This is a genomic window from Rhodococcus sp. MSC1_016 (assembly GCF_023667485.2).
Taxonomy (GTDB): domain Bacteria; phylum Actinomycetota; class Actinomycetes; order Mycobacteriales; family Mycobacteriaceae; genus Rhodococcus_F; species Rhodococcus_F oxybenzonivorans.
Map to the genome: position 1 here is coordinate 48,328 of NZ_JAMOZI020000002.1, position 22,791 is coordinate 71,118.

Consider the following 22,791-nt stretch of genomic DNA (forward strand, 5'->3'; position numbering starts at 1 on the left):
ACGGGCGCACGTCACTCCGCACCCCGTCACCCACGACTCATCGCACACCCCTGCCCACGGGGCACAGCAGGTGTTCGACACTCAGCACTAGGAAATGAAGACACCATGACATGGCATATGCCTTCGGAAACATCTGAGCACGAACGCATCTGGATGGCCTTTCCAGTAGCGGGTTACACCCTCGGCGACGATGCGACCTCGGCCGACGAGGCACGCAGCACCTGGGCCGCGGTTGCGCATGCCGTGGCCGAATTCGAACCGGTCACGATGGTCGTCGATCCGAACGAGCGTGATATCGCGGCACGCTACCTTTCATCCTCCATAGAGGTCGTCGACGCGCCCCTCGACGACTCCTGGATGCGCGACATGGGTCCAACGTACGTATACGGAAGCGACGGCGGGCTTGCTGCCGTCGATTGGACCTTTAACGCATGGGGTGCGCCCGAATGGGCGGTATGGGAGAAGGATCGCGAGATAGCGAAGTTCGTCGCCGGCCTGACCGATACGCCTCGCATCCTGTCGACACTCGTCAACGAGGGCGGCGGCATCCATGTCGACGGCGAAGGCACCGTCATCATCACCGAAACCGTGCAACTCGACCCCGGGCGTAACCCGTACACCGACAAGGAACGTGTCGAAGCGGAACTTGAACGAACCATCGGCGCCAGCAATGTGATTTGGCTGCCCAGAGGACTCACACGTGACTACGAAATCAAGGGAACCCGAGGTCACGTGGACATGATCGCATGTATCCCGTCACCAGGCACCATCCTGCTGCATGCCCAGAATGATCAGAGCCACCCCGATTACGATGTGAGCCGTCAACTCAAGACCTTCATCGAGGGCACACGCGACGCATCGGGCCGCGAGTGGAACATCATCGACCTTCCAGCACCGGATACGCTGAAGGACGACGAGGGCTTCGTGGACTACAACTACGTCAACCACCTCGTCGTCAACGGCGGAATTATCGCCTGTGGGTTCGGGGAGGCCGAGGCCGACGCCCGCGCGCGGAGCATCCTCGCCGACGCCTACCCCGGTCGGCGCGTTGTCACGGTCGACGCCCGCCCGCTGTTCGTTCGTGGCGGCGGCGTCCATTGCATCACGCAGCAACAGCCAGTCGCGGCAAAACCTTGAGCCTCAGCGCCCTCGTTGCAGCATCGATCTGCATCACGCAGCAACATCCGGTCACGGCAAGGCCTCAAGCTTCAACGCCCGCGTTGTTAGACGCGGGTCAGCGCCGCCCTCAGCGTGTACGGAGTCAGATATCGGCTGGATTGAACGCTTTCCTCCGGCATATGTCCCGTAGAGATCGGGACATCAACAGTTCGACTCGTTCGAATTATCGCTCAAGCACCCAATTACGACCCGCCCGACACCGAGTTCGGTGAGGTCGACAAGGCCATTCCAGCGGGTAACTCGGGTGACCACACAGATTGGCGAACAGACACCTCTCTGGCACAAGCGTAGGAGAAGCAACCACATGAACTCAATGAGAACCTTCAGGAACTTTATCGACGGCGCCCACGTCGACTCCGAATCAGGAGAATTCAGCGACCTCGTCGACCCTTCGACCGGGCACGTTTATGGGCGCGCCCCCATCTCGAACGGTACCGATGTGAACAGTGCGTATGCCTCCGCCGAGCGGGCGTATGCCGCGTGGCGCCTCACGACACCTGCTGATCGTCAGGACGCTCTGTTGAAGATCGCCGATGCGGTCGAGGCCCGAGCCGATGATCTCGTGGAGGCCGAGTCCCGGAACACCGGCAAGATCAAGGCCCTGCTCGTCAGCGAAGAGCTCCCGCCAATGATCGATCAGATTCGCTTCTTCGCCGGCGCTGCCCGGGTGCTGGAGGGCCGCGCCGCCTGTGAGTATTTGGCCGATCACACCTCCTGGATCCGCCGGGAGCCGCTGGGCGTCATCGGTCAGGTCGCACCGTGGAACTACCCCATGATGATGGCGGTGTGGAAGTTCGCCCCGGCCATCGCCGCCGGCAACACCGTTGTACTCAAGCCTAGTGACACCACCCCGGAATCGACCCTGCTCCTCGCGGAAATCGCCGCCGAGTTCCTTCCACCCGGCGTACTCAATGTCGTTTGCGGAGACCGCACCACCGGCAACCTCCTCGTCTCACACCCAACTCCCGCCATGGTGTCTATCACCGGATCCGTGCGTGCGGGCATCGACGTCGCCCGCACGGCAGCCGACGACGTGAAGAAAGTCCACCTCGAACTCGGAGGCAAGGCCCCCGTCATCGTCTTCGGCGATGCCGACATCGACGCCGCCGCCGAAGGCATCGCAATCGCCGGCTTCTTCAACGCTGGGCAGGACTGCACCGCGGCAACCCGCGTCCTGGTCGCCGCCGACATCCACGACGACTTCGTCGAAAGCCTCCGCAATCGGACCGCGGCAATCACCACCTCCTACGAGAAGGGACCCGATGACGAGGACGCGCTGGTGCCTCCGGTCAACAACGCCGCCCAGCTCGACCGAGTGCTCGGCTTCCTCGAACGAATCCCAGACCACGCAAACCTTGTCATCGGCGGTCACCGTCAGGGCGACCGAGGATTCTATGTGGAACCGACCGTAATTGACGGCCTACGCCAAGACGATGAACTCATCCAGACGGAGGTCTTCGGTCCGGTCATCACCGTTCAGACATTCGAGGAGGAAGATGAAGCGCTCGCCCACGCCAACGGTGTGGCCTATGCGCTTGCCTCATCGGTCTGGACCAAGGACTTCGGGCGAGCCATGCGGATGTCTCAGCGTCTGGACTTCGGCTGCGTCTGGATCAACACCCACATCCCGCTGGCCGCCGAGATGCCGCACGGCGGATTCAAACATTCCGGATACGGCAAGGACCTGTCGGTGTATGCGATCGAGGACTACACCCGCATCAAGCACGTCATGGCCAGTCTCTGCTCCTGACCCTCCGCACCCCGGCCCGGCCCGGCCCGGCGATCGGGACCTTATCGAAGAAACGGATTCTCACCATGCAAGAGATCGAAACGGACGTGGTTGTCATCGGCGCCGGCGCTTCCGGGCTCACCGCCGCCAATACCCTCATGGCCGAGGGACTGAGCGTGACGGTCCTTGAAGCCCGCGACCGCGTCGGAGGTAGGTTGTGGACCGACATCATCGACGGCGCAACCCTCGAACTCGGTGGTCAGTGGGTATCGCCGGATCAGACTGCGTTGCTCGCGATGATCGACGAACTCGGACTCGACACGTACTCCCGATACCGTGAGGGCGAGAGCATCTATGTGGCCGAGTCGGGCACCGTGAGCCGGTTCGACGGCGACTTCCCCGTCGAGGTCTCGACACAGAAAGAGGTGCAACGGCTCATCGACACCATGGACGAACTCGTCGCCGGGTTCGATGTGCAAGCGCCGTGGGCACACCCTAAGGCCAGCGAATTCGACTCCATCAGCTGGCGCGACTGGCTCGCCGAGCAGACCGACGACCGGGAAGCTCGAACACTGGTGTCGATCTTCATCGCCGACGGCATGCTCACCAAACCTGCCCATACGTTCTCTCTCCTGCAGGCATTGCTGATGGCGGCATCGGCGGGCAGTTTTAGTAATCTGGTCGACGAAGGCTTCCTACTCGACAAACGCGTGGTCGGGGGTTTGCAGCAGGTGCCGTTGCGCCTGGCAGCTCGACTCGGCGAACGCGTGCATCTGGGTCAGCCCGCGCAGAAGATCCGATGGGACGAAAACTCGGTCACAGTCGTCAGCGACGCACTCACGGTCCGCGCGCGTCACGCGATCGTCGCGGTCCCGCCGAACCTCTATGCGCGAATAAACTTCGAGCCCGCTCTCCCCGCCCTGCGGCAACAACTGCAACAGCATCTCTCGTTCGGTCTGGTCATCAAGGTGCACGCGGTTTACGAGACGCCATTCTGGCGAGAAACAGGTCTGAGCGGCACCGCCTTCGGCCCCCACATGACCCTTCACGAAGCCTACGACAACACCTCTCTCGGCAGCACGGGCGGAACACTCGTCGGGTTCGTTTCCGATGCCAAGGCCGACGCCATGCTCGCATTGAACCCGCAGGACCGGCGAGCCCATCTCTTGGAGTGTTTCGCCACCTATTTCGGGTCTCAGGCGCTCAACCCGATCGTGTACTTCGAGAGCGACTGGGCCAGCGAAGAATGGACGCGCGGCGCATACGCTGCGAGTTTCGATCTCGGTGGACTCAGCAGGTACGGTGCCGCTCTGCGAACACCGGTCGGGCCCATCCACTGGTCGACCAGCGATCTGGCAGCCGAAGGATTTCAACATGTCGATGGCGCCATCAGGGTCGGCAAGGAAACTGCGGCGGCAATCGCGGCACAGCAGAGAGGCGAGTGACCATGCGCACCGCCCTTGACTCATTTCAGCTTGTCGAGGCGAGCATCGCCGACTTCCGTCACGCCCTGGAAACGGGCACCGCTACGAGTGTCGACCTCGTCGCGGCCTGCCTGAACCGGATCGGTTTCTACGATCGTCACGGACTGTCGCTTAACTCCGTCCCGGTCCTGAACCCCAACGTCTTCGCCGAGGCCCGATCCGCCGACGAGCGTCGGCGAACCGGCACCACCCTGGGCCCACTCGACGGCATTCCCTACACAGCCAAGAACAGCTACAAGTTCGCGGGAATGACCGTAGCCAGCGGTTCACCCGCGTTCGAACACCTCGTCGCGAGCGACGACGCGTTCACCATCAGCCAGTTACGCAAGGCCGGTGCTGTCCTCATCGGCCTGACGAATATGCCTCCAATGGCCGCTGGCGGCATGCAGCGCGGAATCTACGGACGCGCCGAAAGCCCCTACAACCGGAATTTTCTGCCCTCGGCCTTCGGCTCCGGCTCGTCGAACGGCTCCGGCGTCTCCACAGCGGCGAGCTTCGCCGCGTTCGGGCTGGGTGAGGAAACCTGGTCGTCCGGCCGCGCACCGGCATCACACAACGGGCTTGTCGCGTACACACCCTCGCGCGGAGTCATTTCCATGCGCGGCAACTGGCCATTGTTCGCGACGATGGACGTCGTCGTCCCCCATACACGGTCCATGCAGGATATGGCGGCGCTTCTCAATATCATCGTCGCGGACGACGACGATTCACGCGGCGACTTCTGGCGAGCGCAGCCTCATATCACCCTTCCGAATTCCTCCGATATCCGTCCCGCCGACTACCTGAATCTCCTCGACTCCGGCGCGCTGCGAGGCAAACGGCTCGGTGTCCCGAGGATGTATATCAACAAGGACCCAAATGCCGCGGAACCGATCACGACTCGCGCCTCGATCATCGCGTTGTGGGAGAAGGCAGCCGAGGACCTGACCGCCCTGGGCGCGACCGTCACCGAAGTTGACTTCCCGGTCGTATCCAACTACGAACGAGACCGGCCCGGTGCACTCAGCATGGTCGACCGCGGCTTGGTGCCCGAAGAGTTCCTGCATTCGGAAATGTACGACCTGATCGTCCACACCTGGAACGATTTCCTCGCCGCCAACGCCGATCCACACCTTTCGTCCCTGGCAGATGTCGACGGTAACAAGATCTTTCCGCATCCGCCCGGCTCCGCTCCGGATCGATACGAGGACGACCCAGGGATGGCGGTCCTGGTCGAAATCGCACGGAAGGGCGCGATCACGCTCGAGGATATTCCGTGTTTGGCCGAGGGACTCAGGGGTCTGGAGCAGGCGCGGCGGCTCGATCTCGAAGTATGGCTCGACGAGCAGGGCCTCGACGCCGTCGTGTTCCCCACCAATGCGGATGTGGCACCGTACGACGCCGACTACAACCTCAGCTCCAACGACATCGCCTGGCGCAATGGCGTCCGGTACTCGAACGGCAACCTGGCGATTCGCCACCTCGGCATTCCGACCGTCACAGTCCCCATGGGGGTCATGAACGACACGGATATGCCCGTCGGGCTGACGTTCGCCGGAAAAGCCTACAGCGACAACGATCTATTGAGCTACGGCTACGCGTTCGAGTCCGCGCGTCAGAGACGCAAGAGACCGCCGTATACGCCGCCTCTGCCCACCGATCTGTTCCCTTACACACCATCACCCCTGCCGACTCGGCCGTCGTCGTCGATATCGGTGACCCTGAGTGCGCAGGTATCTCCCGTCGATCACGATGGTGACGTCCGGATCTCCATCACGGGTACCGCCCAGTCCGACCACACAGTCGTCCAGATTGATCTGTTCGTCGACGGACAACCGGTGGCCGTCCGCCGTGTTCGCGACGGATTCCACGGAACGTGCACGGTATCTTCACGGCTCCATTCCGAACCCCACAGCCCGTGGCGAGCGCCCTACGGTTCATTAGTGATGGCAGTCGCCCGCGACAGCGTCGGTGCGGTCTCGGGTTCATATACGATCGTCGCGGGATTGTGAACTAACTGGGGAATATCAGCATGGAAGGCGGGGCCGTCGAAGCCAGTCTCGCCCTGCTCGCACCAATCGTGGTCGTCGCCCGGTTGTCGGCTCCCCACGGAACACGCCTCTTCAGCGTCTGAAGCGGATCCCACGTCCCACTATTCGCTTGAACCGTTACATGACGCGGGCGCCGAACGCCTCGCGGCGGGGCTTTGTTTCCGACTCTGACTTGAGCCGGAACGGCCACGCTAGGGCCGTGTCACCGGCCCGGTGTCACCACCACCTACAACCATGGTCTCGGCCTGCATAGTCGACTGGCAGGAAGCATGCGCCATGGGTGCTTCATCCACGACAGCAGGTGCGTCACCGTCTGGTTCGGCATGCGAGTCCGTCGACCAGACCGCGACGAACTTATCCAGAGAGGCTGCGTGTGAGTGTGGGCACGATCAGTCGGAGCTGCTGGCGCGTGCAGGCATGTATCAGGCTGGTCGACTGTGCAATGAAACGTCAAACGAGCTCGATGATCAGACCACTCGCCCCGGCGATTGCCCGATCCGCGACGTACCCACGCAGTTCTTCTTCGGTGTCCGGAGGTCGATACCGGTGGTGAAAATCAGTTTCCCGCCCTGAGGCATCTACGCGATGCCGCCGAGCTGGATCACATGGACCCACCGCACCGTACGCGACGAATGTCGTCGTAGATGAACCTCGTCGAAGTATGGTTCGAGATCATCGAACCTTTGAAATCTACCGCGGAGTCCGCACTCACGATTAAGATCCGGTCCTTCGTCAATGAGCGGACTTCGTGAGCGCAGCCTTTCGTCTGGACGAAAACCGCTGGAGAACGCTGACAGTCGAAAACTTCCAGACAACACCGCACGAGTCAAAATTGTTTGATGAGACTCACGGAACGATCGACTATCGTAAACCCCAGAGATTCATACAATTTGAATGCACCAGTGGGGCTATCCGTGTCCACATCGAGAACCGCCCGCTCAAGTCCCGCCGTCCGATATGCATGAAGCGTGTGCGCGATGACGGCTGGAGCGAGGCCGCGACCACGCCAGTCCCGTACAACACCAACGGCGTTCAAGTATCCAAAGGAATAGCCGTGAGGTTTCCACTCCTCTTCGTTGACCGAACTGGTTACGAAAGCAACCACACGCTCATCGCCATCCTCGTTCGGAGCTAGAGCTACAAAAGAGAGATCTGCGCGGGAAGAACTCAACCGATCGTTGGACTCCCATTCCTTGCGATTGACCGGTTGAGTGCCCCAATGATCCTGAAAAGACTCGTTGAAAGCCATGCGAGTTGACTCTGACCACTCAACTCCGTACGGCACGATCCGAATCTTCGAATCTAGTGCCACAGGGGGCATCGGGTCAGCTAGATCGCGGTCAAGTTCTGCCCACCATCGCAGTGACTGGTATCCGCTCCGGTGAAACAAGTCAACGGTAGCGGTATCTTTCTCTTCCGCATCAGCACCCAACCAGCCGGGGAGCGCTTTGTCTGAACTGGCTAGATGCTGCAAACCTCGTTGTTCTTGCCAACGAAGTAGTTCAGTGCCGATCCCTTCCCTTCGACGGTCGGGATGAACTGCACAGTCCAGTGTGACCCATACGATTGATTCCTGGCCGTTCAGGAGCGTTGACGATGCGTAGGCGACAGCATCGCCCGCTTGGTCGATCGCGATAACCGAGTCCTTCGCGGGGTCAAAGTCGTCGCTGTCGAACTCTTCCTCTAGCTCATCGAGCATCACCACAGAGCGTGGACTGTCAATCACCGCAGATGCCCGCTTGAGCTGTAGTAAGGTTGGAACATCCGCTTTCGTCGACGGCCTCCAAATCAGATCGTCTCCGATAGTGGGGATTTCGACAATATCGGGCGCTTCGACCCGCACGTTCAGTGGAAGCTGGTCACGTCCGGGGGTGTTCGTTTCCATATAGCGACCCTATAGAATTCCACGTGCCGATTCCAACGATTTCGCAACAAAGTGATGTTGCTAACGTGACATTCCATTCTATTGCCAATGGGTCGGCAACTGTTCCTGCCCTTCGTATTTGACGACGGATTATGTTCGGCGTGGATGCGAGCGACGGGGTTGATCGAGTAGGCCACCGGGAACCGCGTCTCGCACCGTATGTCCTCAGCGCAACCCACGCGAGTCCGACGCGTGTGGCCCGAACATGTTCGTGAGTATGGCCAATTTGTTCTGCGGAATCCCGGCGCCCTTACGCGCTTTCTGCCACTGATGTGGCAGAGGTCGCGCGGCGCTCCGGCGGAGCTTGGACCCACGGAACACGTATTACATTCACAGGCAGCGTATCCGGTTGGTGATACACCATTCGAATGGCGGAAGACAGCACCGAACGCACAGATCGCCATAGAGTCCGCGACCGCCGACTACATCGACGACACTCCTTCATCTGCACCGTGGCGAGTCGTGACGGGAAAGCTCTGGTGGAAAACGTGACAGGCGAAGTCTTCGCTCGATACCGATCGACCGGACCGACGTTGGCTAGCACGCCGGTGGGGCCACCGACGCGTCGGTCCCTCCCCACAGAGGGCGTTGAAACCGGCTGCATTACTGCCTTTGCCATTGTGGGGCCACTCGCTGATCCAACGGGCTACAAAGCAGCACCGATACCCAACCAAGCATGCGGTCCCATCGCTGACAACGGTGACCTGCCGCGAGGCCCACGGTGGATGTCGTGGTCGGAGGAATCGACCTGTATGGCGCGACTGAACTTCGCGACGCAGGGGGCGTAGGCGACGGACAGGTCACGCCTGCTATCGGGCCACTCGATCGGCCACCTGCGTGGTGTCAGACGCCAGCGGGTGCGAGGGTGATATCGAAACGCACCCGCGCCCAGGTGCGGCCTCCGAGTTCGCGGCCGTCCGGGGTCGGTGTTCCGGGCGCCTGCTGTGCGAATTCCTTGATGAGGGAGTCCTTGACGCCGAAGACGGAGTCGCCGACCTCGATCTGCGGGTCACCGTCGACGAAGATGTGGGTGACGAGGGTGCGCAGGTTCTCAGCGGTGACCATGAAATGCAGGTGCGACGCACGGACCGGGGAACGCCCGGTAGCTTCGAGCATCTTCCCGACCGGTCCGTCGTGAGGGATCGGGTACGGCACCGGCGTCAGACCCCAGAACCGGTAGGCGCCGTCCTCGTCGCTGAACAGGTGCGCCCGGGCCGCCATCCGGTCGTCGTCGTACTGGACGTCGTAGAAGCCGTCCTCGTCGCACTCCCACACCTCGATGCGGGCGCCGGCCACCGGTTTGCCGTCGGTGTCGGTGACAATGCCCTCGACCCAGCACGGTTGACCGGATGCGCCGCCGGCGATGTCGCCGCCGAGCGGGATCTCAGGGGCGTTGTCGACGAAGAACGGGCCGAATACGGTGGCGTCGGTAGCGCCCTTGTGGGCTCGGTTGTTGACGGCGATGGTCTGCATCGAGGCGCCGAGCACGTCGGAAAGCAACACGAACTCCTGGCGGCGTTCGTCAGTGATGCGCCCGACTGCGGTCAGGAACTCGATGGCGGTGTTCCATTCCGCCTCCGTCAGCCGCACGTCGCGGATGAACGCGTGCAGGTGCCGGGTCAGCGACTGCATCACCTTCTTCAGTCGCGGATCGGTGGTGGCGTCGAACGACGCGACGACCGCGGCAACGAGGTCTTCCTCGAGCGCCTGCTGCTCCGGGCCGATCGGTTCGGCGGTGTGGGTAGTCATGGTTTGTGTTCCTTTCACAGGCTGGAGGTGTCGCCGGCGTGGGCGGCGCGCAGGAGTGTTTCCAGGTCGTTGGCGGTCACCGGGCGGGGATTCGAGTCGGGGACGATGGGCAGGATCAACTCCACGGCCTCGGGAATCTGCGTCTCGTCGAGGCCGTAATCCTTCAGGGCTCGCGGCGCGTCGAGGCTCGCCCGCAGCGCGTTCAGGCCGTCGACCGCGGTGCCGGCGCCGAAGGCCGCGGCGATGCGACGTTCCGCCTCCGGGGCAGCGGGCGCGTTAAAGGCAAGCACGTACGGCAGGACGGTGGCATGGGTGTGGGCGTGCGGCAGGTCGTAGGCGCCACCGAGGATGTGGCAAATCTTATGGTGCAGACCCGATCCGGCGGAGGCGAATGCGACCGCGGATAGGTACGCGCCGTACAGGGCCCGCTCCCTGCCGGCCAGCTCCTGCGGATCGTGCTGTACCGCGGGTAATCCGGTGGCGAGGGCCTGGATGCCCTCGGCGGCGAGGGCGCGGTTGATCGGGTCGGTGCGCGGCGCCCACATCGAGTCGATACAGTGCGCCATGCCGTTGAGACCGGATGCGACAGACAGCTCCACCGGCAACGACAGCGTCAGATGCGCGTCGTAGATCACGGTGACGGGCAGGACCCTGTCGTCCACGCCGGTTGTCTTGCGGGCGGCCTCGGTAAGCCCCCACACGTTGGTGGCCTCGGATCCGGCGTAGGTGGTGGGTACCGCGACGATCGGGAGTCCGGTAGTCAGGGCGACGGCTTTGGCCAGGCCGGTGGTCGATCCGCCACCGATGCACACGAGCAGGTCGATGGCGTTGTCCGTCGCGACCGCCCGGGCGGCGTCGGCGTTGGCGATCGGGACGTGCGGGGCGACGTCGTCGTGGAACAGCGTCACGTCGATGCGTTGTGTGACCTGCTCCGCGACCGCAGATTCGGATCGCGATGCGATGACCATGACCCGCCGCGCACCGTGCCGCACCACTTCCGCCGCGAGATGGTCGGCGGCACGGCCGGATTCGAACAGCACTCGCTGCCCGAGGGTGAGGTGATCGAAAGACAGATTCATGGGAATAGCTCTCTTCATCGGGTCGTGACCGGTGCACGATCGGACATGGTGAGGTGCAGACCGTCGAGAATCGTGTCAAGCGAGGCCCGCAATGCCGCCGGATTTGGGGCGGTGGCCGCGACGTAAAAGTCGGGGCGCAGGATCACGAAGTCGGCGCCGATCTCATCGAGCCACCTCGCGTAGGTGCCGTCCACATCGATCACGTCGCAGTCCTCACCTGCCGTCCCGATCCGGACACTGCGTCCGTCCAGGCCCTCCCACAGTCGGCTCTGCTCGTCGGTGAGCACGTCGGCTGGGGATGCACCGCGGCCGATCACGGTCCAGCCGCGGCCCGCGACGTCGTCGAATCGGCCCCGTCGACCATCCGCCTCCACGACGCCTTGGACGGACAGTTCCCCGGCATGCGCAGTGCCGGAATGCCACAGGCCCGGACCGAGCGAGGCGATGTCGGTGTCGACCGGGGTGCCGTCGGAGGCGGCGAGTTCGGCGATCATCTGCTCATCTCGGGCGGCCGCTTCGTCGGCGTCGGCTATACAAATGATCTTGCCCAGGCGCATCGAGAAGTCGATGTAGTGATGGACGTGCCCCTTGCGTTCGGTCCCGTACGATTCGAGTACGTCGTCGCCGGACTTGCCGGACAGCACGAGGTCCAAGCGCCATGCCAGAGCCACCGCATCCCGAAGGCCCGCGCACATGCCCTCTCCCGCGAACGGCGGCATCAGATGTGCGGCGTCGCCAGCGATCAGGCCGCGGCCGTTGCGCCAGTTCTCCGCCCACCGCGCCTGGAATCGGTAGACCGCCGAACGCTCGAGTTCGGCGTTTGCCGGGGTAACGCCCCACGGCTCGAGCAGGCGCCATGCGGACTGCTCGGAGGCGAGTTCCACGGGGTTCTCGCCGGGCAGCACCATGTACTCCCAGCGGCGACGGCCCGGGCCGCCCGGGACGATCGTGGTCGGCCGGGCCGGGTCGCACAGTTGCCAGTGCTTCGGCCCGAGGTCAAGGCGCGAAATGTCCGGCATGATCATGTCTAGGATCAGCCAGTCGAAGAAGAACCCGTGGTCGGCGAAGTCCAGGCCCAGCGCCGTCCGGACAAAGCTGTTGGCCCCGTCGGCGCCGACGACATACTTTGCACGGATCACCTCGGTGGCCGAGACGCCGTTCGCTCCGGTGACCTGCCCGGTCAGCACGATCTCGTCGTCGTTTTGCACGAGGTCGGTCGCCAGCCACCCGCGCCGGATCGTCACGCTCGGCAAGCTCGCGGCGACGGCGCGCAGCCGCTTTTCGAGTTCGGGTTGGGAGAACCAGTACCGCGTGCGCCACCCCGATGCCGCGATGGACTTCCAGTCGACCTCGAGGAGGTTTTCCCCTTTCGCGTTGCGCCAGTAGTAGAGATCGTCGTGGTACTCGATCGCCGGGTCGTTGTCCGAGTCGATGCCCAAAATCGCGAGGATTCGAGCGATTTCGTGATCGTAGGTGACTGCGCGGGGCTGTTCGTAGGGCGCCGGCCATTTGTCGACGACCGTGACACGGTGACCGCGCTGACCGAGCAGTACCGCCAGCAGCGTTCCGACGGGGCCGCATCCCACCACTGCCACATCGACGCTGTCCACGAGGTCGTACTGAGCCGCCTGAGTGTCCGTCATTGCACTTCCTCTTCACGAGTGAGCTGGGTCATAGAAATGGTCCAATAGTGACATAGCCTTCAATATTGAGCAATGCCTCATTATTGGCTGCACGCTCATCGATGAACCCGTCACGGTCCACGCTCGTGCGGCAATCGCGTAGCGTTTGCAACGTGCCTGCAACGACGAACAGCTCCGCAACGCCTGCTCAGGCGTCGCGCCACCAGCGCCGACGCGAGAAGACCCGCGCACGGCTCATCGACGCTGCCCGCAACCTGGTAGCCGAACGCGGCGTCGACGCGGTGGGCCTGTCGGACATCACCGAAGCCGCCGACCTGGGGGCCGGAACGTTCTACAACTACTTCCACTCCCGTGACGAGATCGTCGAGGCCGTGGCCGAGGAATCGATCGAATCACTGGGCGCCAGAATGGATTTAATGACCGCCGACATGCCCGACGCCGCGGAGGTATTTTCCTCGTCGCTGCGTCACCTCGTGCGCCACGCGATCAGCGATCCCCTGTGGGGATGGTTCGTGGTGCGACTCGGTGTTGCCCACCCCAAGCTCATCGACATTCTCGGCCCCCGAGCCGCCCGCGACCTACGCAAGGGTGTGGACAGCGGACGATTCACGATTCCCGACGTGGACATCGCCACGTCGTGTGTGTTCGGCGCCCTGCTGTCGACCCTTCATCACGTCGTATCAACGCGGACACAGGACGGTGCCGACGAAATCTTCGCCCAGGCAATGCTGTGCATGGTGGGCGTCATTCCCGACGAGTCCCGAGACGTTGCTTCCCGCCCACTACCAAGACTCCCCGACCTCTGACCGCTCCGTAACATTCCGTAGGATCTTCGTGCCCTGATAACCAGCAGACACCGACTGGGAAGCCTTGACCAGCGCGAACCGGATAGCACCGCCGCTAGGGCTCCCGTTGCCGTAGCGCCGTTTGGATCGGATCGACTGACAACAATCGACAGGTCTGACCCAGATTCATGGCCGGAAGCGCATTTGACTGTCGATTCGCCGGCAGCCTGCCATTCTCGGCGATCGAGGCATTCCGCTCCGCGAAGGGCGTGGTCAGCGGCGGATCCTAGAACCTCAGGCGGGTGGCCGAACTCTCCGCACTGTTAGGATGACCTTTCACGATTGCGCTGGTCGGCAATCCAGGCGGCGATCTGCGTTCGCGATGTGAATCCCAACTTGGACAGAATATGCTCCACATGACCTGATGCTGTTCGCTGAGATATGACAAGCCTCGCCGCAATGGCCCTGTTCGTAAGACCTTCCGCCACCAGCCCGGCGACCTGCAGCTCCCGTTTGGTCAGAGATGTGTCGTCACGCTTTGGCGCAGCCTTTGGGCGTACTCTGAGCGCATAGGCCACGGCACCCTCAATACCAAGACGCCGACCGTTCGAGTACGCCTCTTCAAAGGCCTTGTCACCGAGCACGCTGCGACATGATCTTTCGGATTCATGATGGTGGATAGTCAATTCCGGATATATGACCGATGAAGTGTCTACGGAGGATCCAAGGATATCGGCAGCACCCATGAGGACAGCGGACCTGGTGGCATCACCCTCGTGACTTGCAGTCCATGCCAGCGACTCTAGGGTCTCAGCGACAGCGACAAGATCATCAGCTCGACTGGCCAATACCAGAGCTTGTTCCAGTCTTTCACGTGCATCGCCATAGAGTCCTTGGCGAATTGCATCGATACCCGTCGCCCACAACGAGTAAGACCGATACACGGATTCACCTCGTGGTTCGGTTATCTCCAGAACACCTTTGTGGCAAGTAGCTGCCGCACCGTGGTCGCCCTCTATTGCGAGCGCCACCCCGAGCAGCATCAGCGCCGGGATACGTAGCATGAATTCTTCCCGAGTACCTAGTGTCGTCAGGGCATGCTCGAGTCTCGAGCGCGCCAGGTGATGGTCGCCTGACCACAGCGCTAGGCCCCCTTCTGCAACAGCGAGTCGCGCATCAACCACCTGATCGGACGAGCCCGCCACCAATGCAGCAGTTTCCTCGACCCGCGCGGCCCCGGCGACACTGTCGCCCTGGATACCAGCGAGGACTACGCTCGCGAAGAGCGCCTTCATCCGCTGCTCGGTTCCTTCGTTCGGTCGAAGTGACAGTGATCGGTCGAGCCAGCGACGACCTTCAGTGAGTTGGCCCTGCGCGAGCCAGAAAGGAAAGAGCGCGGCAGCCATCTCGAGTGCTGCATCTACATTCGCGACTCTGATGAAATAATTGATTGCTTCACGTAGATTCGACTGCTCGCATTTGAGGCGGGCTATCCACCGCAACTGTTCCGAGCTAATCCATTCCGCTTCCGCATCGAGCGCCAGGTTCTTGTACCAATGTCCGTGCTGGTCGGTGAGATTCTCGTACTCACCAGCATGCATTGCCCGCTCGCGCCCGTACTCACGAAGAGAATCGAGCATTCGGAACCGTACCTTCGAATCGACCTCTTCCCTGGTCAGAATCGACTTGTCGACTAGCGAAGTGAGCACGTCCGCCACGTACTCCGGTGCCGCGTCTCGTTCGCATAGACCTTCAGCAGCATCGATTTCGAAGCTTCCGGCAAAGACTGAGAGTTGCGCCCATGCCTTTCGCTCTTTTGGCGAGCAAAGATTGTAACTCCAATCGATGCACAGCCTAAGGGATTGCTGGCGTGTGGGCGCCGATCTATTCCCAAATCGGAGCAGCTTGTATCGGTTTCCCAGGTTCTGCCCAATTTGATCTGCGGACATCACACGCAGCCTCGACGCCGCCATCTCAATCGATAGCGGAAGTCCATCGAGATTCCGACAGATCCCAACGACTGCATGGATGTTTTCCTCGTCGATCTCAAAGTCCGAGACTATCGACCGCGCGCGCTCGATGAACAGTGTCACGGAATCATAGCTGCTAGCGCCCTCGACCGAGGGTGTAGGAGTCGCATCAGGAATCGCGAGCGGGTGAACGCGAACGGCCCTCTCCCCGCTTACTCCAAGAGACTCACGGCTGGTGGCTACGATCCGCACACCACCACATGATCGAAGAAGTACTTGAGCCAGATACGCGACAGCATCGACTACGTGCTCACAATTATCGAATACCAGCAGCATGTTTCGAGACCGCGCGAAATCAACGAGTGCCTCCTCCAGAGGGAGCTGAGACGATTCACGCAACCCTACCGCGTTCACCACGACGTTTACGAGAAGCGCCCCTTCCGCTAGCTCGGATAGGTCGACAAGCCACACACCGTCCGCAAATGAATTTCTCAGATCAGCAGCAAGCCGTAGGGCCAACCGCGTCTTACCCACACCTCCAACCCCCGTCAATGTCAGTAACCGAGCGGTCTTCAGCAGCTTCTTCGCTTCAGAAAGCTCAGTTCTACGATTCACGAGGCTCGTGAGTTCCAGCGGAAGCACCGGACGGTGCACTATGTACTCGGCGGGTCCGTTTGACGCGGACTCGTCACGAATATCTCTGGGGCGTACGCTGTTCCATGTGTCGCCGATACGAACGGCCCGCAGGGTTGAATCAATCGCAGCGGTATCAACTGAAGCGGTGGGGCGGGCTTCGAGCTGCTGCAAAGACCGACCCAGGTCTGCCGTGGTGGGTCGATCCCGCGGGTCGTAAGCCATCGCTCGCTCAATCACTAGCCGCAGCGGGATGGGTATGCCGACATCAGGTATTGGTTCCCTTGCAATCCGGATAAATTGCGCGACAACACCTTCATCGTTACGGCGCTCGAAAGCTGCATGTCCTGTGACCGCAGAGAACAACGTCGCACCGAGACCGTAAACGTCAGAGGCGATGCTTGGGGAATCACCGCGTAAGACTTCGGAGGCTGTGTAAACTGGCGAACCGGAAATAACGCCAGTTTCGGTCTCGAATCCTCCTGCAATATACGCAATCCCAAAATCTGCGAGTGCCGGCTCATCGCGGTCGGTGAACAAGATGTTAGAGGGCTTGACGTCGCGATGGAGAATGCGATTGCGATGGATCTCCCCCAGGGCGTCGGCAATTCGCACGCCAATCCGAATGGTCTCGCTGGCAGAAAGCGGTCCGTTTTGCCGAATTCGTGCATCGAGAGAACCCCTCGGGTAGTACTGCATCACGATGAAGGGACGGCCTCCGCTCGTGGTCCCAACATCGAATATGTTGACGATATTCGGTGCACCTGTTAGCGATCCCATTGCCTGCTGTTCGCGGAGGAATCGAGCCACATTCTCCTCGTCCATTCCGACCGTGAGTACTTTGACGGCCACCGCTCGCCCAAGGGATGGCTGGACACACCGGAAAACTGCCCCAAAACCGCCGGACCCGACAACCTGAGGATCATCGAATCCTGCCGCCGACAATTCCTGAGCGAGCCTCGCCGTCACGTCGGGCGCCGCTCGTCGGCCATCCTCCTCAGCCATCGGAGATCTCCCGTTTCGGACTCGTCACTCTCGAGCACAGACAGCTGGTGTGGGCAACACCGATGCGCGTACCCTATCGACCTGATGCCAGGCTACCGCTTGACGTAAATATGAGGGCACGATCGTGCTTCGTGATAGAGGTCGATCCGCGTGCGACAGGGGTGCGCTGTTATCGGGAATTCGGTAAATCCGGGCGCGGTGCGTGAATGCGGCACTGTTTGCCTGCGAAGCTGCGGATTCACTCGACGGCTGCGCCGGCGCGCCAGCATCTGATCGGCGTTATCGGTGCGGACCACTCTCCGTGGGCCGACGCTACAACAGCGATGTTCGGGCCGTATCGGCGCCGGAATTGCTACCCCCGGATTCTTCGGACAGGAAACTAACTGATCGATTCCTACGAGCCGGCGACGGCACTCGGTGAGCGTCGGCGGTCACGACGGCGGCGGATCGATCAAGGGATCTTGACTAATAGTCCGAAGATGATCACGATGCGAGTAGCGCGACTCTGCGCGGACGGACCACACCGAATTCCCGGATTGCGCGCTCCCTTCCTGAAACGGCATCGGTCAGCTCCCGAGGGCCGTCAAGACGAGAGGCAAAGATACAACCGCCACAAGCGTCTGCACGGCAGTAATCGAACTCATCAGTTGGGTATTTCCACCCATCCGTGCGGCGAGGATGTACGCCGACGGGGCGGTGGGTACCGCGCAGATGATGATCACGCTGTCGAGCGCGACGCCCCGGACGCCGAGCGCCGCCGCGATGCCGACCGCCGCGAGCGGGAGAACACCGAGCTTGAGGATTGACGCGAGTGCGATGTGAGGGACGTCTGTGCGTCGCAGACCAACCACCATGGATGCGCCGGCAACCAAGGTTCCACAGATCAATGCTGGTTCCGCCAGCATTGAGATCACCGACGCGGCGAAGACGGGAAGCCTTACATCCGACTGATTGACCAGCAAGCCGGCGATACATCCAAGAACCAGGGGGTTGGTGCACAACGCTCGTACGAGGTGGACGCCGGTCGTCTGGCCGCCCTGGGTGCCGAAAAACGATAGCGCGGTGATACTCACAATGTTGACCGCCGGCACCATCACCGCAGCGGCGAGCGCGAATGTCGCCACCCCGCCCTGGCCGTGAAGGGCGAAGGCCAGACTCAAACCGATATAGGTGTTGAGGCGCGTGCTTCCCTGGATCATCGACGTCAGCGCTGGGCCGTCGAGGCGTAGCAGGCGCCGACACGCAATAAGGATGCCGGCCATGACAACGACCGGAACGATCACCGCGGCTGCGGTCGGCAGAACCGGCATGTCGGCCAGGTCGACGTCAGCGAGAGAATGCACAAACAGTGCCGGCGTGAACACGAAGTAGGTCAGGGACTCGAGTCCGCGCCAGAACGTTGAGTCGGTCAACACATGACGCCGAAGGGCGAGACCGAGGACGAGAAGCAGGACAATCGGAACGATGGCGGTGCTGACTGCTGACACATCTGCACACCATGGTGCAATGGGTCAGTGCAGTTCAACCATGACAACATGACCGGGGTTCGGCTGGCCGCAGATCTGGTCAATCTTGACACCGGAGCGGGGTGGTCACGGGAAGAAGTCGAGGAGCTGCTGCATAAGCACGACATTCGGTGGCCCCAGGTGACCGATCGCGTGGTCGCCGAATTGCGTCGATGGGCGGAGCGGCTGGCCCCAGTGTTCATTGCAGACAGTGCGCAGGCACGATGTGATGCGATCAACGCGGTGCTCACGGAGGGAGCCGGACCGGCCTATCTGACGATGCACGACGGGCTCCGGCCCCACGTGCACTTCGCTGCCGATCAAGACACCGTCGCCAGCCGCGTCCGCGCGGTTACCGCGGGCAGTCTGGCCATCTTCACGATCGAATCCGAAGGCCGACGGCTAGGCCAATGCGCACTCGACAGATGCACGATGGTCTTCGTCGACACGAGCCGAAACGGCACACGGCGCTACTGCTCCACGAGATGCGGAAATCTCGACGCCGTTCGACGCCACCGCGCACAGTCGCGAACTTCGAAGCAGAAATCTTGACCGAAGTCGGCAACAACCTGACCGCCGCCATCAGAGCTGAGCTCTCAACCCGACACGTGACCGGTATCGCGATCAAAAGCGCCGACGCAGCAGACCACGGCCGCCGTCGGCTCCGAGCGGAGGCCGCGGTGAAGGAACGGTCCGGACTGCCGGCCCCAAATGCGCGTCGAGGTCGGCGGCGGGCGCTTTGCTCGTGTTGGTCAGTGCGAACGAGGACCATGCCGCAGCGCCGGACGAACAGGTCGGGTGCGTCATCAACCACCTCCGGGTGGGCATCACCAGAACAAAAGTCGCAATCGGAACTTGACTATGAATTCCTAGTAGAACTACGGTTTGCTTATGAGCATAGCCCCTCCTACTGACCGTCGACGGCGGCGCACTCATATGTCGGTTCTCAACTCCGCTGAGCGACTATTCACGCTTGATGGATACCGAGCCACTACAGTTGACGCGCTCGCCAAGGAGGCCGACGTCGCGCTCAGCTCGATCTATGCGAACTTTCCCGGCGGCAAGGCTGACGTATACGCAGCCCTTGCCTGCCGCACGGCGAACGACCATGTGTCAGTGATGCGCGCGGCCACCACAGCGCAATCTCCAAAATCGACGCTACTGAATGCGTTTGACGCCTACGTCGAATTCCACAGTGTCCGGCCATTGGCATTTCGACTGCTCGCGCTAACGGACGTCGACGACCAGGAAACTGAACTCATAATCCGGGCACGCGAACACATCGACTCTACGTTGCTCGAGCTTACCGACGAACTTGCCGCTGGAATCGAGGCACCTACTGAGGAAGCCAAGCTGCTGGTGCTATTAGCGTGGGCAACCATTAACGGCATCCTCAGTCTCCGCCACCGCGGTTCGATCACACAAGCGACCGCAGACACACTCATCGAACTCGCCCGCGCTGACAGCGCCCGCCGACTGGAGGATCTCGAAAATGCTTGAAGGCGAGCTTACTACTGCTGAGAGACGCCGGATCAGTCTTCACGCAGCCATCAATCAAGGTCGCCACTTTGCAACTCGGCGAAAGCCAGTACATAACCACAAGCCAGCGATGCCAATATTTAAGATCCCCGATACACCTCTAGCAGCCGCTGCCCTATCTGAAGCACGCGCCACGCTGAGCCCCACCATTCTCGCGCATAGCTTGCGCTGCTGGCAGTGGGCGAGCGCACTCTCGCACTATGACAAATTGACCCCCGACCCAGAAGCACTTTTCGCCGCTTGTGCACTGCATGACATTGCGCTCGGCGCGGCGCCCGATGATCACATTGGTTGCTTTGCACGATTGGGGGCCGTGACCGCAAGAAGCTTCTTACTCGATCACGCGATGGGATCAATCGCTGACATTGTGGCCGCAGCGATTGCACGCCATATGGATTCCCGAACCCCGAAGGCATTAGGGTCAGAGGCGACTGCACTCCACGCCGCAGCGCACTTGGATGTCGCTGGCTTGCGAATGAGCGACATTGATCCTTCATTCGTTCGCGATGTCCTTCAAGAATATCCCCGCGACCAATTCCCACGCGAGTTCGGCGCACTCATGAGGTATGAAAGTCGAGTGCGCCCCAGATCCGCCGCCGCAACGCTCTGGAAGATCGGCATGCGTATCCCGATCGCTCTCAACCCATTAGACCGACGAGAACCCCAATCTGAGCGGCCGAGGTGATGCCCGAGGTGGGCACCGTAACCGTTACGGCACCCACCGTGTCAACGGACACACCCGACGACTTCAAGTTGGGTCAACCGGGCACACTTACCCACTCAATCTTCTGACAGCGTCCGGTTGAACTGGCGAAAGCCGGTGACGAACACCGTCGGCAGCGGGATTTCACGATTTCCCCGAATCACCGACCGACACTTCCAACCTGTCCTCGCCCGCAGAGCCTGTCGACACCTCCAAGGTACTGGATACCCGTGTCCTCTTGAGGATTCCAACTCGCATTCACTGCGCTCTCAAGGGGCCGGTATGAAGTAACAATCTCCAATCGGTTGCAAGCGGCCCCTCTCCGAATGCGGTTAGTTGCCAGCATGAAACACGGGCGCATCGACTAACACGGCGAGAGAATCGACGCCCGCCGCTACTCGATCTCGGGATACGCACCCGCTCCCGAGCTGACTGCGTCACCGACGCCTTCAGAGCCATCGGCCCTCCGACCGCTCAACCAGGTGAAGAATCACGCTACAAGGTCGTGAACCGCCTCGTAAGTCTTGTCCGATCCATACGGAATCCGCACTGCGGACAGATGATTGCCAATACTCTAGATCAAGGCAACGGCGCAAGCGCCACGAGTACTTCTCTGGGTCGACGAGTGATTGTGCCACCGGTGTTGACCCACGTCGCTCGCGGGCTGAGCCGCATTCCAGGATATCGGTCCATCAGAGCCCCGATCGCGGCTATCGCCTCAATTCGTGCGAGGGGAGCGCCCAAACAGGCATGGACGCCGCGGCCGAACGCAACATGTCCCGGCGCATCCTCACGTTCGGGGTCGAATCGACCCGCGTTCGGGCCCCACGTAGCTTCGTCGAGGTTCGCAGACTGAAGACTAAGGTAGACTTTGTCTCCCTCGCTCACAGGACAGCCCTGAATGGTGCCATCAACTTTCCGAGTACGGACTAGGAACTGGGCTGGTGAGTCGACTCTCAGCGATTCCTCAATCGCATTCGGCAGCAACGTGCGGTCGGCGACGACCGTGTCCCATCGGGATGGGTCCTCCAGCAATCGCCATATACAATTGGCGATGAGACTCCGTGTGGTGTCTGTCCCCGCTACGACCAACTGGAATATATGGGTCACAATCTCGGCATCCGACATCGTCCGCTCCCCCGGTGCGGCGAAGCAGAGGTTATCGAGGACATCATCGGACCGTTCAGTCGGCCGCGCTCTCCGCTCGGCAACCAGGCCGCCGAGCAGACCGAGGAGCTGGCCAAATTCCGGCAACTCGCCTAACGGGGCGGGAACAGTCTCGACGACAATATCGCCCCAGTCCTGAGCTTTGGCCCAGGATTCTTCTGGGATGCCAATAAAAGTGTGCATCACCGAGGCAGGGATGACCCGCACGAACCGTTCGTACAATTCGATCTCGCCGTCGGCAGGCAGGCCGGCGATGGCCGATTCGACTATTCCTTCAACCCACGCACGAAGCGTCCGTAGATGCGCAGGTGCGAAGTTCTTTCGCAACCGATTGCGCAGCTCGGTGTGCACAGGTGCATCGGCGTTAGTGATCGTAGCGAAGGGCAAAGGGACATCTTCAGGCTCGATACTGAAATTGCCTTTGTTGGAATAGGTTACCGTGTCAGCGAGTACGCCTCGGATGTCCGAGTCGTGTGTCAAGACGTGCAGCCCCTCCCTCGGAGTGCTGACGGGGCAGCGTTCGCGCGCCGCGGCAAGGTGTGGGACAGGATCCGGGAAGTGATCGGGGTTGAGCGGATCGAAGATTTGCGGGCTTTCGATATGCGAAGACAACGTGTATTCCTTAGGTGGGTGGAAACTGTCACGATATTCTCGTCATCAAATCAAC

The 22,791-nt window shown here is 61.5% G+C and carries 15 protein-coding genes; 8 read left to right on the top strand and 7 right to left on the bottom strand.

The window, feature by feature from the left end:
• The first annotated feature begins 105 nt into the window (after positions 1-105).
• The 4 genes from L1080_RS32620 (at position 106) to L1080_RS32635 (ending at position 6,383) form a co-directional block, all read left to right on the top strand.
• Positions 106-1,137, top strand: a complete 1,032-nt coding sequence (locus L1080_RS32620) for an agmatine deiminase family protein (RefSeq protein WP_250776468.1) — start codon at positions 106-108, stop codon at positions 1,135-1,137.
• Positions 1,138-1,492: 355 nt separating this feature from the next.
• Positions 1,493-2,929 (top strand): gamma-aminobutyraldehyde dehydrogenase, encoded by a 1,437-nt coding sequence (locus tag L1080_RS32625; RefSeq protein WP_250776532.1) that lies wholly within the window; start codon positions 1,493-1,495, stop codon positions 2,927-2,929.
• 65 nt (positions 2,930-2,994) lie between these two features.
• Positions 2,995-4,353: a flavin monoamine oxidase family protein gene (locus L1080_RS32630; protein ID WP_250776469.1), complete on the top strand. Its 1,359-nt coding sequence runs from the start codon at positions 2,995-2,997 to the stop codon at positions 4,351-4,353.
• A gap of 2 nt (positions 4,354-4,355) precedes the next feature.
• Positions 4,356-6,383 carry an amidase gene (locus L1080_RS32635; protein ID WP_250776470.1) on the top strand — a complete coding sequence of 676 codons (2,028 nt, stop codon included), beginning with the start codon at positions 4,356-4,358 and terminating at the stop codon, positions 6,381-6,383.
• 865 nt (positions 6,384-7,248) lie between these two features.
• Here L1080_RS32635 and L1080_RS32640 read toward each other — a convergent pair.
• The 4 genes from L1080_RS32640 to mhpA form a co-directional block, all read right to left on the bottom strand.
• Positions 7,249-8,307: a GNAT family N-acetyltransferase gene (locus L1080_RS32640; RefSeq protein ID WP_250776471.1), complete on the bottom strand. Its 1,059-nt coding sequence runs from the start codon at positions 8,305-8,307 to the stop codon at positions 7,249-7,251.
• Between the two features lie 882 nt (positions 8,308-9,189).
• A complete protein-coding gene (locus L1080_RS32645) occupies positions 9,190-10,095 on the bottom strand; it encodes a dioxygenase family protein (RefSeq protein WP_250776472.1) in 906 nt (301 codons plus the stop codon).
• 14 nt (positions 10,096-10,109) lie between these two features.
• Entirely contained in the window at positions 10,110-11,174 is a 1,065-nt protein-coding gene (locus L1080_RS32650; RefSeq protein ID WP_250776473.1) for a maleylacetate reductase, read from the bottom strand.
• 14 nt (positions 11,175-11,188) lie between these two features.
• Positions 11,189-12,817: a bifunctional 3-(3-hydroxy-phenyl)propionate/3-hydroxycinnamic acid hydroxylase MhpA gene (mhpA, locus tag L1080_RS32655; protein ID WP_250776474.1), complete on the bottom strand. Its 1,629-nt coding sequence runs from the start codon at positions 12,815-12,817 to the stop codon at positions 11,189-11,191.
• 152 nt (positions 12,818-12,969) lie between these two features.
• Between mhpA and L1080_RS32660 the strand changes: the two genes are divergently transcribed.
• Positions 12,970-13,623 carry a TetR/AcrR family transcriptional regulator gene (locus L1080_RS32660; RefSeq protein ID WP_250776475.1) on the top strand — a complete coding sequence of 218 codons (654 nt, stop codon included), beginning with the start codon at positions 12,970-12,972 and terminating at the stop codon, positions 13,621-13,623.
• A 302-nt stretch (positions 13,624-13,925) separates the two neighbouring features.
• Here the strand turns inward: L1080_RS32660 and L1080_RS32665 are convergent, their stop codons facing one another.
• Together L1080_RS32665 and L1080_RS32670 are read right to left on the bottom strand one after the other, a co-directional pair.
• Positions 13,926-17,210 (bottom strand): protein kinase domain-containing protein, encoded by a 3,285-nt coding sequence (locus L1080_RS32665; protein ID WP_250776476.1) that lies wholly within the window; start codon positions 17,208-17,210, stop codon positions 13,926-13,928.
• 566 nt (positions 17,211-17,776) lie between these two features.
• The gene (locus tag L1080_RS32670) at positions 17,777-18,697 is read right to left on the bottom strand and encodes an AEC family transporter (protein WP_250776477.1); all 921 of its coding nucleotides are present in this window, start codon (positions 18,695-18,697) and stop codon (positions 17,777-17,779) included.
• Positions 18,698-18,745: 48 nt separating this feature from the next.
• Here L1080_RS32670 and L1080_RS32675 point away from each other — a divergent pair, with 48 nt between their 5' ends.
• The 3 genes from L1080_RS32675 to L1080_RS32685 all read left to right on the top strand — a co-directional run bounded on the left by L1080_RS32675 (position 18,746) and on the right by L1080_RS32685 (position 20,939).
• Positions 18,746-19,267, top strand: a complete 522-nt coding sequence (locus tag L1080_RS32675; RefSeq protein ID WP_250776478.1) for a CGNR zinc finger domain-containing protein — start codon at positions 18,746-18,748, stop codon at positions 19,265-19,267.
• Positions 19,268-19,651: 384 nt separating this feature from the next.
• Positions 19,652-20,215, top strand: coding sequence for a TetR/AcrR family transcriptional regulator (locus L1080_RS32680; RefSeq protein WP_250776479.1), 564 nt, complete (start codon positions 19,652-19,654; stop codon positions 20,213-20,215).
• Positions 20,216-20,324: 109 nt separating this feature from the next.
• Entirely contained in the window at positions 20,325-20,939 is a 615-nt protein-coding gene (locus L1080_RS32685; RefSeq protein WP_374435539.1) for an HD domain-containing protein, read from the top strand.
• 597 nt (positions 20,940-21,536) lie between these two features.
• Here the strand turns inward: L1080_RS32685 and L1080_RS32690 are convergent.
• A complete protein-coding gene (locus L1080_RS32690) occupies positions 21,537-22,736 on the bottom strand; it encodes a cytochrome P450 (RefSeq protein ID WP_250776480.1) in 1,200 nt (399 codons plus the stop codon).
• Between the last annotated feature and the right edge of the window lie 55 nt (positions 22,737-22,791).

Coding starts and splice junctions, on each gene's coding strand:
- L1080_RS32685 (WP_374435539.1), top strand. CDS start 20,325: ATGCCAATATTTAAGATCCCCGATACACCTCTAGCAGCCGCTGCCCTA.
- mhpA (WP_250776474.1), bottom strand. CDS start 12,817: ATGACGGACACTCAGGCGGCTCAGTACGACCTCGTGGACAGCGTCGAT.
- L1080_RS32635 (WP_250776470.1), top strand. CDS start 4,356: ATGCGCACCGCCCTTGACTCATTTCAGCTTGTCGAGGCGAGCATCGCC.
- L1080_RS32680 (WP_250776479.1), top strand. CDS start 19,652: ATGTCGGTTCTCAACTCCGCTGAGCGACTATTCACGCTTGATGGATAC.
- L1080_RS32665 (WP_250776476.1), bottom strand. CDS start 17,210: ATGGCTGAGGAGGATGGCCGACGAGCGGCGCCCGACGTGACGGCGAGG.
- L1080_RS32620 (WP_250776468.1), top strand. CDS start 106: ATGACATGGCATATGCCTTCGGAAACATCTGAGCACGAACGCATCTGG.
- L1080_RS32645 (WP_250776472.1), bottom strand. CDS start 10,095: ATGACTACCCACACCGCCGAACCGATCGGCCCGGAGCAGCAGGCGCTC.
- L1080_RS32630 (WP_250776469.1), top strand. CDS start 2,995: ATGCAAGAGATCGAAACGGACGTGGTTGTCATCGGCGCCGGCGCTTCC.
- L1080_RS32675 (WP_250776478.1), top strand. CDS start 18,746: ATGACCGGGGTTCGGCTGGCCGCAGATCTGGTCAATCTTGACACCGGA.
- L1080_RS32625 (WP_250776532.1), top strand. CDS start 1,493: ATGAGAACCTTCAGGAACTTTATCGACGGCGCCCACGTCGACTCCGAA.
- L1080_RS32650 (WP_250776473.1), bottom strand. CDS start 11,174: ATGAATCTGTCTTTCGATCACCTCACCCTCGGGCAGCGAGTGCTGTTC.
- L1080_RS32640 (WP_250776471.1), bottom strand. CDS start 8,307: ATGGAAACGAACACCCCCGGACGTGACCAGCTTCCACTGAACGTGCGG.